The 12,764-nt window shown below is 72.1% G+C and carries 3 protein-coding genes (1 of these 3 running past the window's edge); all 3 read right to left on the bottom strand.

Features of this window, described 5'->3' with window-relative positions:
• Tightly spaced (each overlapping or abutting the next), the 3 genes in view from A9976_RS00820 to A9976_RS00830 form a layout consistent with a single transcriptional unit that may run on beyond the window.
• Positions 1–1,605 carry an MBL fold metallo-hydrolase gene (locus A9976_RS00820; RefSeq protein ID WP_183017408.1) on the bottom strand — a complete coding sequence of 535 codons (1,605 nt, stop codon included), beginning with the start codon at positions 1,603–1,605 and terminating at the stop codon, positions 1–3.
• Complete coding sequence (locus A9976_RS00825) at positions 1,598–12,214, bottom strand: non-ribosomal peptide synthetase (protein WP_183017409.1); 10,617 nt, start codon at positions 12,212–12,214, stop codon at positions 1,598–1,600. The genes A9976_RS00820 and A9976_RS00825 overlap by 8 nt, the downstream gene beginning before the upstream one ends.
• A protein-coding gene (locus tag A9976_RS00830) for a non-ribosomal peptide synthetase/type I polyketide synthase (protein WP_183017410.1) crosses the window boundary here: on the bottom strand, positions 12,211–12,764 show its 3' portion. Its footprint extends 10,510 nt past the window's final position; 554 of the gene's 11,064 nt are visible here — the last part of the coding sequence; its start codon lies off the right edge, out of view; its stop codon occupies positions 12,211–12,213. The genes A9976_RS00825 and A9976_RS00830 overlap by 4 nt, the downstream gene beginning before the upstream one ends.

The raw sequence follows: 12,764 nt of genomic DNA on the forward strand, positions 1-12,764 counted from the left end.
TCAGCCTTCGGCTTTTCCGTAGAGGCGCTCGGCCGGGATGCCCAGATCCTCGCAGGCGGCCAGCAGGGAGCGCACGGAGCGCATGGCGGCCGACTCCGGGTCGAACTCGATGCTGGTGATGAACGACAGCCACGGCTCCAGCCCCAGTGCATAGACGAAGACCTGCTCGCACTGCAGCATGCGCAGCAGGCCCATGGCGCGACGGTAGTCCGAGCCGTCGAGCCGGCGCGACTGGTCGCGTGCGCGGTCCAGCGGTGCCGGCAGCAGCGGACCGTACAGCCAGCTCAGGGGCGCGCCCTCGCACTCCATGCCGATGAACAGGGCCTGCAGCGAGCCCACCACGGGGCGCAGGTGCTCGTACAGGCGAGGCTCCAGATTGTTGGAGTCCGCCGCGAACAGCAGGCGGCTGCCGGCGGCATCCACCAGCCAGGCGGCCTTGGTGCGAATGTCCAGGTCGGCATGCTCGCCCAGGAAAGGCAGGGCGGTGACCGTCAGGTCGCCCTCGCTGAAAACCTCCAGCGGGCCGATTTCCTGCACATCGGCAAAGCCCGCCGCCTGCAGTGCGAGCTTGAGCGAGGGGTCGGCAAGACTGCCTCCCCCGCCGGCTGGCACCAGAACCCGACCGATGCGCGAGCGCAGGGCCAGCAAGGTCTCCAGCTGCACATGGTCCTGGTGGTTGTGCGTCAGCGCCACGCAGTCGATGCGCTGCGGCAGGTCGGCCAGCGTGAAGCGCGGTGTCTGGCCCGCGCTGCCACCGGCAGGCACCAGGGGATCGATCAGCACGCTGCGCCCACCTGGCGTCTCGACCAGCACGCAGGCATGGCCGAAATACCGCCAGCGCGCACTGCCCACCGGCGCCGTGTCCGCCAGGTCCCCACCGCGCCGGGCCGGTGGCGTGCCGGTCAGCAAGGCGTGGAAGCGATCGGCCCGAGCGCCCTCCAGCCCGAGCGACTCGGCGATGGCGTCGAAGGGGCGCGGTGCGTTCCGCAGCGCTGCCAGCATGTCGTTGGCGGGGCTGGCATACGGTATCTGCAGGGCGACCGCCCCGTCACGTTCGAGCTGCGGCGTGCCCAGGGCAAAGGGCCGCACATCGCCGCCGCGCATCACCAGCGTGCTCTGAGCCGAGGTGTCATACAGCGGGCTGCGGTAGAGCAGCGCCTCGATCAGGCGCAGGTCCGGTGCGCCGGTCAGCGAGTACACGAGCTCCGCATAGCCGCGCACCGAATCGGGAAGGCGCGGATACAGCTGCGCCATCGAATGCCCGTCGGCCTGGGTCTTGAGCAACTCCCAGCACTGCCCCAGGTCGGCAGCAAACGACAGCAGCCCGGCATGGCGCTGGCGCGTCTCGTCCAGCAGGGCCTGGATGTCCCCGCGGCGCTCGGCCGGCCAGTCCATGAAGGGGCCTCCGCGCATGGCGGCATTGGCCACGGCCTGGGCATGCAGCTCGGGCGCCTCCAGATAGGACTCCATGATGCGCACGTAGCGGTTGGCCAGGTACAGGGCCGCCGTGGCGGGCGAAATCAGAAAGGACCAGGCATACCAGCCCGCGAACCGTGGCACGGCCACCACGTCCTCGCGCAGATAAAGCGGTGTTGCGTCAGCCATGTGTCTCCTCAAGCCAATAGGTCAGCGGCCGGTCCTGGTCCAGCGTCTCCAGCAGGTGCGCCATGCACTCCAGCAGGGCGTCGGCCACGGCCGGGGCGACCTTGAGCGCGTCGTGCACCGCCAGCAGGCGAAAATCGTCGCCGGGCATGACTTCCAGGTTGAACGGGTGGTGCCAGGCGTCACGGATGTCCACATCGTGAAAAGCCAGGGCGGCGCTGTCGCTGCCCAGCTCGCCCAGCGGGTAGTTCTGGATGCGCAGCGCCGTGCCGAACAGGTCATCGGCAGCGGCCAGCCCGGCGGCCGATGCGATAGCCCGCGGCGCCAGCCAGGCATGACCGGACGCCTGCATGCGCCGGCGCTGCAACTGCTGGCAGGCGGCGGCAAAGCCCTGCGCCCGGTCCAGCCTCACGCGCAGCGGCGGTGTGGCCAACATGGCGCCCACCATGGCCTCGGCACCCTCGAGTTCGGCGGGACGCAGGGCCGAGGTGACGCCAAAGGCCAGGTCGTCGCGCTCCATGTGCCGCGCCAGCACCAGCGCCCACGCCAGCAGGGCCACGCTGGGCACCGACAGGCGGTGGCGGCGGGCAAAGGCAGCCACGCTGGCGCCCGTCCCGGCTGCCAGCACCCGGTGCACCTGGCGGGAACGTCCGCTGGCCACGGCTGCCTCGGCAGCAGGCCAGCGCGAGGGCGCCAGGCCCGCCAGTTCATTCTTCCAGAAGGCCTGCGCGCTGCCCGCATCCTGCGCACCCAGCCAGTCGAGGAAGCGCCGCACGTCGGGCGCTGGAGTGTCGGGCGCCGCCGCGCCGGGCAAGCGGCCCGCATAGGCAGCCTGCACATCGGCCATCAAAATCGGCATCGACCAGCCATCGACCAGCAGGTGATGGTAGGTCCAGCAAAAGCGCCAGCCGCCGTCCGGCATGCGGGCGAGCGCAAAGCGCATCAGCGGGGCGCACGCAAGATCGAAGCCGCGCGCCTGCTCGATCTCGCGCAGTGCATCGTATGCGACCTGTGCATCGGCGGGTGTCCAGGCAGACCAGTCCTCGGTGCGCCAGGGCGCGGCGGTGAGGCTGTCGTCCACATGCTGGCGCCCCGACCCGTCTGCTGCGTCCACAGAGAAACAGGCGCGCAGCGCCGCATGGCGAGCCACGGCGGCGTTCCAGGCAGCCATGAAAGCGGGCACGTCCAGCGTCGCAGGCAGGCTGGCCCCCAGTTGCACCACATAGGCGGACGATCCCGGGCAGGCCAGGGCGTGGGACAGCATGGCGTCCTGCTGCGGCCCCAGGCCATGCGAGGGCAAGGCTGGCGCGCGCAAGGACGGGCTGGCCTGTGCGCCGCCTGCCTGTACAGGACCGGCTTGCCGCGCACTGGCCGCCGCGTGCACCAGCCAGGCCTGCATGTCGGCGGCCAGCGCCGCAATCCAGCCTTCCTCCAGGTCCCGGGGATCGTAGGTGAGGTCCAGCGCCAGCCGCCCGCCCGCCACCATGGCATTGACTTCCAGCGGGAAGGCACGCGGCGTGCTCGCCGCGAAGCCCGGGCCATCGCGCTCCGGAGCCGGGCGCAGGCCCTCTCCTTCGGGCCAGGCCGTATCCCATTGCCCCAGGTAGTTGAAGGCGATGCCGGGCCGGGCCTGCGCGGCCAGGGCCTGGCGCACGGCCGGCTCGGGCGAAAGCTGGCTGAGCACGCCATAGCCGAAGCCGCGCCGCGGCATGGCGCGCAGCGCCTCACGCACGACCGCAAGTGCAGACAGCGCGGACGGGCCCGCAGCGCCGTCCGCAGGCGGGGCGTCAGGCAACGACCGTGGCAGCGGCAGTGCCAGGGGAGCCAGTGCCGTGAACCACCCCACGGTGGAGCCCACCTCCAGGCCTTCAAGCACCACATCGCGGCCATGCGACTCCAGCGCCACACCGATGCAACGGCCCTGGACGCGACCGGCCAGGGCCGAGGCCAGCGCCGCCAGCAGCAGTTCCTGCATGGAGGCACCATGGACCCGTGGCGCCTCGCGCAGCAAGGCGCCAGTCTCGTCCACGGACAACTGCACGCCGAGGGTGACGGCTCCGCCCACCGTGGAGGCCGCCCCGGCGCCACGCGCCAGCGGCAGGCAGGCGTCGCCAGACTGGGCCAGCCAGTACGGCAGCTCGGCACGCGCCGACTGCGATGCCGCATGGCGCGACACGGCTGCCGCCCAATGGCTGAAGGACGCGCCAGGCGGCCTGGCAATGCGGCCAAGGCGGCAGGCCTCGGCCAGATCGTCCAGCAGCACGCGCCAGGACACGGCGTCGATGGCCAGGTGGTGAACGACCAGGTGCAGGCGTGCCTGTGCCTGAGTTGGCGCCTCCTCCTGGCCCGGGGGAAGGTACAGAGCCGCGTGCATCAGCGGGCCCGCCTGCAAGTCCAGCCGCTCCTGGTTGGCCACGGCGGCGGCCTGCAGCCGCTCGCGCCAGGCGGCCGGCGTTTCGCCAGGGGGCGATGCCACCACCTGCAGCAGCGGGACCGCAGGCGGCACAAGGCCATCGGCCAGCGTCTGCACCCAGCCGCCGTCCTCGCGGCGATAGCGCAGGCGCAGCGCATCATGGCGCTGCAGCAGCAGCGCCAGCGCGGCCTGCAGCCGCTCGGGCGCGAGGTCGGCAGGCACGGTCAACAGGAAACTCTGGTTGTAGTGCTGGCGCTGCGGAGCCTCCAGCGCCAGGAACCAGCGCTGGATGGGCGTGAGCGGCACGCGGCCATCGCCCGCAACGTCCTCGGTGGCGCGGGGCAGCACCACCGGCCCTCCGTCCTGATCCAGCAGCGCCACGAGAGCGGCCACCGTCTGCGAGGCCGGGTCCATCAGCTGCGCCAGCGTGATGGCCAGCCCCTGCCGGTTGGCCCGCGCAACCACCTGGATGGCAAGAATGGAGTCCCCGCCCAGCTCGAAGAAGCTCTGGTGCGGCCCCACCTCGGCAACGCCCAGCACCTGGGCCCAGACCGCCGCCAGCCGCGCGCAGGCGTCGCCTGCAGCGGCATCGGCTGCAGGCGCTGGCGAAGACGGCCGGGCCGGCTGCGCCGCCAGTTGCCGGCCCAGTGCCTGGCGGTCGATCTTGCCGCTGTGGGTGAGCGGGAGCTGGTTCAGCTCCACGAAATAGGCGGGAACCATGTGCGCAGGCAGGCGGGGCGCCAGGTACGCGCGCAACGCCTCGGCGCCGACGGGGTGCGCGGCCCCCACGAAGGCCGTCAGCCGGTGATCGGCCTCGCCGTGCGCAATGACCAGCACCGCTGCGGCCTCCACGCCCGGGTGGGTGGCCAGCGCAGCCTCGATTTCGCCCAGCTCGATGCGCAGGCCGCGCAGCTTGACCTGGTGGTCGTTGCGGCCTGCAAAGTGCACGCGCCCATCGGCCAGGCGCCAGCCCCGGTCGCCCGTGCGGTACAGCCGCTCGCCGGGGTCGCCGAACGGATCCTGCACAAAGCTGGCCGCCGTCAGCCCGGGACGCCCCAGGTAGCCCCGCGCCAGCCCTGCACCGCCGATGTACAGCTCCCCCGGCGCCCCCGGGGGCAGCAGGCGCATGTCCTCGTCCAGCACATGCAGCTGCATGTTCGGCAGCGGCCGTCCAATGGGCAGCCGGTCAGCGCGTTGCACGCCCTCCTGTACGCTGACCGCCACCGAAGCCTCGGTCGGGCCATAGGCATTGAAAAAGCGCCGGCCCACCGACCACCGCAGCGCCAACTCCGGTGCACAGGCCTCGCCGGCCACCACCAGCAGGCGCAGCGCATCAAGCGAGGCCGCATCCAGGGTGAACAGCACCGTGGGCGGCAGCGTTGCGGCGGTGATGCCATGGCGCCGCACAAAGGCCTGCAGCTGCGGCCCAGCCCTTGCCATGTCCGGGGCAGGCACCAGCAGCGCCGCCCCATGGCGCCAGGCCATGGTCATCTCCCAGACGGAGGCGTCAAAGGACAGCGAGGCGAACTGCAGCACGCGATCGCTTCCATCCAGCGCGAACACGCGCTGCTGGGCATGGGCCAGGGCGCGCATGCCCGCCCGCGTATTGACCACGCCCTTGGGCGTGCCCGTGGAGCCGGACGTATAGATCACATAGGCCGAGGACGAGGCCTGCGGTTGGGCAAGCACAGTGGCCTGGGCAGCCTCGGCTGGCGACATGGTGCCGAACAACTGCTCCGGCGTGAGGCAGCGCAAACCCACCTCCTCCGCCACGGGCAGCGCGGCATCGGCCAGCACCAGCACTGCGCCGCTGTCCTCCAGCATGAAGCGCTGGCGCTGCGCCGGCAGCGCAGGGTCGATGGGCACAAAGGCTGCGCCCGCGCGCAGGATTGCGGCAATTGCCGCCAGGCAGACGGGCGAGCGGCCCAGGCACAGGGCCACACGGGTTTCTTGCCCTGCGCCCAGGGCAGACAGCGAGCAGGCCGCCTGGCGCGACAGCCTCGCCAGTTGCGCATAGTCCATGCGGCCGTGCGGCCCTTCCAGGGCCGTGGCGCCGGGCGTGTGCTGCGCCCAGTGGTCGATCCAGTCCACCAGAAAGCGCTCGTCCATGGTCTCGGCAGGGCCGGTGCCGGCCTCCAGGGCATCGCGCGCCTGCTCGGGCGCGAGCTGCAGCAGCGAGCCCAGAGCCTGGCCGGGCTGCGCCGCCATGGCGGCAAGCAGCGCATCGAGGTGCGACAGCAGGCGGCGCGCTGCCGCAGCCGGCACCTGCTCGCGATCGCGGTGCAGTGCCAGGTGCCATCCGTGCGCGCCTTGCATGCAGGCCAGGGTGAGCAGGAAGTTCGTGCGCTCATGGCTGGCGACTGCGGCCAGGCGCAGACCACCGGCCTGCAGCGCATCGGGCGCAGGATAGTTCTGCACCAGAACCAGGGACTGGAACAGATCGCAGCCTGGCTCCAGTTCCGAAGCCTGGCGGATTTCCGCCAGCGATGCGGCCGCATGCTGCTCGCGCTCCAGGTGGTCCTGCTGCAGCGCGGACAGCCACGAGAGCAGCGGCATGCCGGCAGCCACACGCACACGCGCCGGCACCGTGGCGATCAGCATGCCGACCATTTGCTCCACGTCAGCGATGTCGGGAGAGCGCCCCGACACGGTGACACCGAACACCAGGTCGCGGCTGCCGCTGTGGCACGACAGCAGCAGCGCCCAGGCGGCCTGCAGCACGATGCCGGGCGTGGCACGCGCGGCGCGGGCCAGCGCGGCCAGGGCGCTGCTGGTGGCGGGCGACAGCAGGCATTCGATCGGGTCCGGAGCCTCAGGCTCGACAGGCTCCCCGGCCTGGCGCAGAAAGGCCAGCGAGGTGGGCTCGTGCAGGCCCTGCAACGCCTGGCGCCAGAAGGCCTGGTCGGCCTGCACGTCGCGCCGCTGGTGCCAGCGCACGCAGTCGGCGAAATCGGGCGCGCGCGGCAGCGCTGGCGTGCCATCGCCCAGGGCCTGGCCGTACAGGCGGAAGACCTCGTCCATCACCACCGAGACCGACCACCCGTCCAGCAGCAGGTGGTGGGCGCTCCACAACAGCTCATGGCGGTCTTCTGCCGTGTGCAGCAGATGCAGGCGCATCAGGGGTGCGCGGCGCAGGTCGAAGCCCCGGGCCCGGTCCTGCGCCAGCAGTGCCGACAGGGCGGCAGGCTGCGCGGCCGCATCCATGGTGCGCCAGTCGTCGTGCTGCCAGGGCAGCTCCACGTGGGCATGCACATGCTGCATGGCCTCGCCATCGTCCCATTGGAAGCTGGTACGCAGCACGCCATGGCGTGCCACCACAGCCTCCCAGGCACGGCGCAGCGCTGCCGGGTCCAGCGGACCCTGCAGGGTCAGTGTCAATTGATCGAAGTAGACCTGGTCATCGGGTGCACGCAGACTGTGGTAGAGCAGGCCGTGCTGCAGGGGCGTGAGCGCCAGCACGGCCACCGGGGCACGGCTGCGAGGAACGGCCTGCGGCACCTGCCCGGCCGGGGCAGCACATGCTCCACGGCCCTCACGCGCGGCACTGGCGATCTCGGCCAGCACGGCCTTCACCTCGTCCAGCCAGTGGGCGATGCGCTCGCGGTTCGGCTCCCCTGCCGGAAAGCTCAGCTCCCCGCGCAGCCGGCCATTCCAGAGCCCCGCATTGAGTTCGATCACATGGCTGCGCGCCAGGCCGGGGGCCTGCGCAGGGCCCGCCGCCTCATCCACCGGGGCGATGGTCTCGTCCCCGGCAGGGGCGCCATCCATGCGGCCCAGGTAGTTCAGCAGCAGTTCCGGTTCAGGCAGCGCGGCCAGACCGGCGCGCACGGCGCCGTCGGGCGAGCGGTAGCGCAGCAGCCCCAGCGCCAGTCCCTGCCATGCGGCGCCGCGCACCTGAGCGGCAACCTGTGCCACCACCGCCGCGGCATCGGCGGCGCCGTGGGCTGGCTCGATGCCCACGCGCTGCAGCGCCGTGAACCAACCGACGGTGCGAGACAGGTCCAGCTCCTCGAAGAGGTCGGCGCGTCCGTTGCGCTCCAGATCCAGCCGCCAGGGTCCGTCCACCCCCAGCCGCACGCCTCCCAGAACCAGGGCGGCGAGCAAAGCCTCGTCCACGCGGGCGGCAAAGGCACGCGGCACCTCGTGGACCAGGGCCTGCGTCGTCTCCTCGTCCAGTTCGAAGGCCAGGGTCTGGGCCTGGCCCACGCAACCGGCTGGCGTCTGGCGAGGCAACACGGTCGCGCCCACCTGGCTGAACGCCTGTTGCAACGCCTGCGCCTGCGCAGCCGCCTCGGGCCCGGCGGCCAGTTCGCCCAGCCGGTGCGCCCAGCGCGCATAGGAACTGGTGGGCGCGGGCAGTCGCACGGGCTCGCCGCGCGACACCTGTGCGCAGGCCAGGGCCAGGTCCTCCAGCAGTACCGACCAGGAGTAGGCATCCACCGCCAGGTGGTGAATGGCCAGCATCAGCCGGCCCGTGCCGGGCAGCAGCACGCCACGCACCATGCGGCCGGACGCCGGGTCCATGGCGCGCTGGGCCGCGGCAAAGGCTTCGGCCCGGCGCTGCTGTGCCTCTGCCGGCGCCAGGCCCTCCAGGCAGACCACGTCCAGCACAGGCCCGGGCGCCATGGGGGCAATATCCAGCCCGCCTTGCGCGTCCACCCGCAGGCGCAGCATCTCGTGGCATGCCACCACGCCCGCCAGCGCCCGCTCCAGCGTTTCGGCCGGCAACTGCGGGGGCACGCGCAGCACGGCCGCCTGGTTGTAGTGAGCGGCCCCTGCCCCTGCATGCTCCAGGAACCAGGCCTGGATGGGGGTCGGTGACAACGGTGCCCCGGCCTCCGCCACCGGTACCGTCGGCGCGGCCCGCGACCGCAGGGCGATCTCCCCGGCCAGGGCACGCACGGTCTGGGCGCGGAAGATGTCGCGCACCACCAGGTCCAGGCCCTGGCGGCGCGCACGCGAGACGATCTGCAGGCAGCGGATGGAGTCCACACCCAGGTCGAAGACGTTGTCGGTGACGCCCACCTGCGCAAGGTTCATCACCTCGGCAAAGAGCCTGGCCAGGGTCGCTTCCAGCGGGCTGCAAGGCTGGGCCGTGCCGTCCCCCACAGGCAGCTGCGGCGGCGACTGGAGGGCCAGCCCCGCCAGCGCGCGCCGGTCGATCTTGCCCGAAGCCGTATGGGGCAGGCTCTCCAGCACGCGGCACACGCCAGGCACCATGTAGGGCGCAAGCCGCTCGGACAGCCAGCTGCGCAGCGCCGCCGCATCGGCCTGTCCCGCAACCACCGCGAGCATCACCGGCTGGCCTGCGCCATCGTGCGCCAGCACCACGGCAGCCTCGCGCACGCAGGGATGGGCCATGAGGGCGGCCTCCACCTCGGCGGGCTCGATGCGAAATCCCCGGATCTTCACCTGCGCATCGCGCCGGCCCAGGAACTCCAGCGCACCGTCGGCACGCCGCCTCGCCAGGTCGCCGCTCCAATAGGCGCGCGCCCCGCCCAGTGCGGCGCAGGCGCGAAACGCGGCCTGTGTGGCCTCGTCCTGTTGCAGATACCCCTGCGCCACACCACCGCCGCCGATGACGATTTCGCCGATGGCCCCGGCAGGCAAGGCCTGCCCGGCGCCGTCCACCACGGCCAGTTGCACGCCCTGCAGCGCATGGCCCAGCGGCAGGATCTCGGCCCCCAGCGGCAGCACGTCGTGCGCGGGGTCGAAGAACGCGGCCGAAATGGTGGCCTCCGTCGGGCCATAGCCGCTGAGCAGGGCCACAGGATGGCGGCACAGCGCCTGCCACTGGCGCAAGCTGCGCACGAAAACGCGGTCGCTGCCCGTGACCACCAACCGCAGGTCGGGCGGAACAGCCGTGCCCGACGCCTGCAGCATGCCCACCCACTCGTGCCAGAACGCGGACGGCAGATTGAGCACGGTCAGCCGCGCGCCTGCCACCTGGGCCTGGAAAGCCTCCAGGCTGTCAAGACTGTTCTGTGCCCGCAGCACCACGCAGGCACCGCAGGCCAGCGTGGGAAAGATCTCCTCGGCAGCCACATCGAAATCGGGGGCCGCGAACTGCAGCACGCGATCGGTCTCGCACAGGCCGAACTCACGCGCCACCGCCGCCGCATGGTGGGCCAGGTTGGCATGGCTCACGACCACGCCCTTCGGGGCGCCGGTCGATCCCGAGGTGAAGCAGACATAGGCCCGTTGCGCGGGGTCTGCGAGCCAGGGCTGCTGCGCGGCGCTGCCGGCAGGCTCTGCCACCAGGTCCGGCGCCACCAGCACCGTATGCGAAGGCCACTGCTCCGCCGCAGACGCGGTAATGACCAGGCGCACGCCGGCCGCCTCCATCATGGTCGCGCGCTGTGCCAGCGGCCTCGCCAGGCTGAGTACGGCATAGGCACAGCCACAGCGCCAGGCCGCCAGCATGGCCACCGGCAGGGCCAGGCAGTTGCCCAGGCCCAGGCCGATCAGGTCGCCGGGCCTGGCACCCGCGCCGCGCAGTCGCCCGGCCAGTGCGTCGGCCTGGCACACAAGCTCGCGCAGCGAAAGTGCCGCGCCATCCGCCTGCACGGCCATGCGCTGCGGCCAGCGATCGGCAGCGCGGGCTATCAGCGCGGGTACGGATGCCGGCGCAACGCCCTCGGCCATGGCCGGTGCGGGCGCCACGGCGCAGGCCTGCGGGGCCAGTGCCAGCCGGGACAGTGCAAGGCCGCACGCCCACTGCCCCGCCACATGCGCAAACTGCGCGCACAGCGCAGCCACGGTGGCCGGGTCGAACAGGTCGGCGTCGTACTCCATGTCGCAGGCGAAGGCTTCGCCGTCCAGGCGCGCCGACAGGTTCAGGTCCAGCTCGGGTGCCGCCGCTGGCACGGGCAGCGGCCGCACGGCCAGCCCCTGCATCGCCAGCACGGCTGCACCAGCGGTCTGCTGCACGAACATGGTCTGGAACAGGGGCGCGCGGTTGAGCGCCCGCTCGGGCCGCACGGCCTGCACGATGCGCTCGAACGGCAGGTCCTGGTGCTCGAATGCCTGCAGGCAGGTGCGGCGAACGCGCTGCAGCAGCTCGGCCGGTCGGGGGTCGTCGCGCAGGTCGATGCGCAGCGGCAGCGTGTCGATGAAGAAACCGACCAGTCCCTGCGTCTGCGGCGTGTCCCGGTGGGCCACCGGGCAGCCGATGACGATCTCGTCCTGGCCGGTCCAGCGCCCCAGCACGGCGGCATAGGCGGCCAGCAGCGCCATGAAGGGCGTGACGCCTGCGCGTGCTGACGCCTCCTGCAGCGCCTGGGTGCCCTCCGGCGAGATGCGAAAGTGATGGTGGGCGCCACTGGCGCCGCGCTCTGCGGGCCGGGGCCTGTCCAGCGGCATCGCCAGCTGGGTGGGTGCGCCCTGCAGTTGCGCCTGCCAGAAGGCCAGTTGCGGCGCCAGCCGCGCCTCGTCCAGCATGGCGCGCTGCCAGGCCGAGTAGTCGGGGTAGCGCAGGGGCAGCGGTTGCAGCGGCGACGGCAGGCCCCGGCAGGCCGCGCCATACAGCTGGCCGAGTTCGGCCAGCAGCAGCCCCATGGACCAGAAATCCCCGGCAATGTGGTGCAGCGACAGGGCCAGCACGTGGCGCTGCGGCTCCAGTGCGAACAGGCGCAGCCGCAAGGGGGGCGCCTGCGTCAGATCGAAGGGCTGGCGCGCCTGCTGCGCCATCAGCTCGGCCAGGCCCCGGGGTGAGGCATCGTCCACGGCCTCTGGCTGAAGGCGCACGGCCGTGGCAGCGCCGATGCGCAGCACCGGCTCGGCGGCCTCGTCCACGATGACGCTGCGCAGCAGCTCGTGGCGCTCCACCAGCACCGTCAGCGCCTGCTGCAGGGCCTCAAGGTCCAAAGGGCCGTCGAGCTCGAAACAGGCGGCCATGATGAAGGCGCTGCCACCGCCCTCCAGCCGGTCCAGGAACCAGAGCCGGCGCTGGTTGAAGGACAGCGGCACGCGGTCGGGGTCCACCTCTGCAGCCGCTCCTGCGGCCACCGGCGCGGGCCCGCTGCGTGACAGCAGGGCCAGCAGCTGCGGCTTGAGCGCGCGCAGCTCATCGCGCATCTGCCCGTCAATGGCACCTGCCGGGCCGCGCACTTTCAGATCGCCGCCCTCGCCTTGCACGGTCACGCCCAGCTGCGCCAGGCGGGCCAGCAGATCGCTTGCCCTGTCGCTCGCACTCTTCATAAGGTGAATTCCTCCACGGTACCGCCCATGGGCCGGCACGCGTCAACAAAGTCCGCCAAGTCGCCGAGCACCGGATGCTCGAACACCGCCGCGATGCCCAGCTCCACGCCGAAGTACTCACGCACATAGGCCAGCACGCGCATGGCAATCAGGGAATGGCCGCCCAGTTCGAAGAAGTGGGATTGCGCACCGATCTCGGCCACGCCCAGAACCTCGCGCCAGACTGCGGCCAGCCGTTGCCGCGTGTCCGGGCCTTCGCCGCCCTGCTCCGGGGGCTGTGCAGGCTCGCCGCTGGCGGGCAGGCCTGCGGGCGCCGCAGCCGCGTCCGTCCAGACGCTCCCGGCCAGGCGCAGCAGGGAGGGCAGGTCGCGCACGCAAACCGATACGCGGGGATGGGGCGAGGCCAGGGCACGCCGCAGCACGGCCACGCCTTCGGCGGGCGTCAGTCCCTCGCTGGCGGCCAGCGCGGGCAGGCCCCAGCGCTGGCGGGCCATGACGGTCATGCCCACTTCGGTCCAGTCGTCCCAGTCGATGGCCTGCGTGAATCCGC

This window comes from Delftia sp. UME58, from assembly GCF_014170385.1.
Classification (GTDB): domain Bacteria; phylum Pseudomonadota; class Gammaproteobacteria; order Burkholderiales; family Burkholderiaceae_C; genus Comamonas; species Comamonas acidovorans.

Coding starts and splice junctions, on each gene's coding strand:
- A9976_RS00820 (WP_183017408.1), bottom strand. CDS start 1,605: ATGGCTGACGCAACACCGCTTTATCTGCGCGAGGACGTGGTGGCCGTG.
- A9976_RS00825 (WP_183017409.1), bottom strand. CDS start 12,214: ATGAAGAGTGCGAGCGACAGGGCAAGCGATCTGCTGGCCCGCCTGGCG.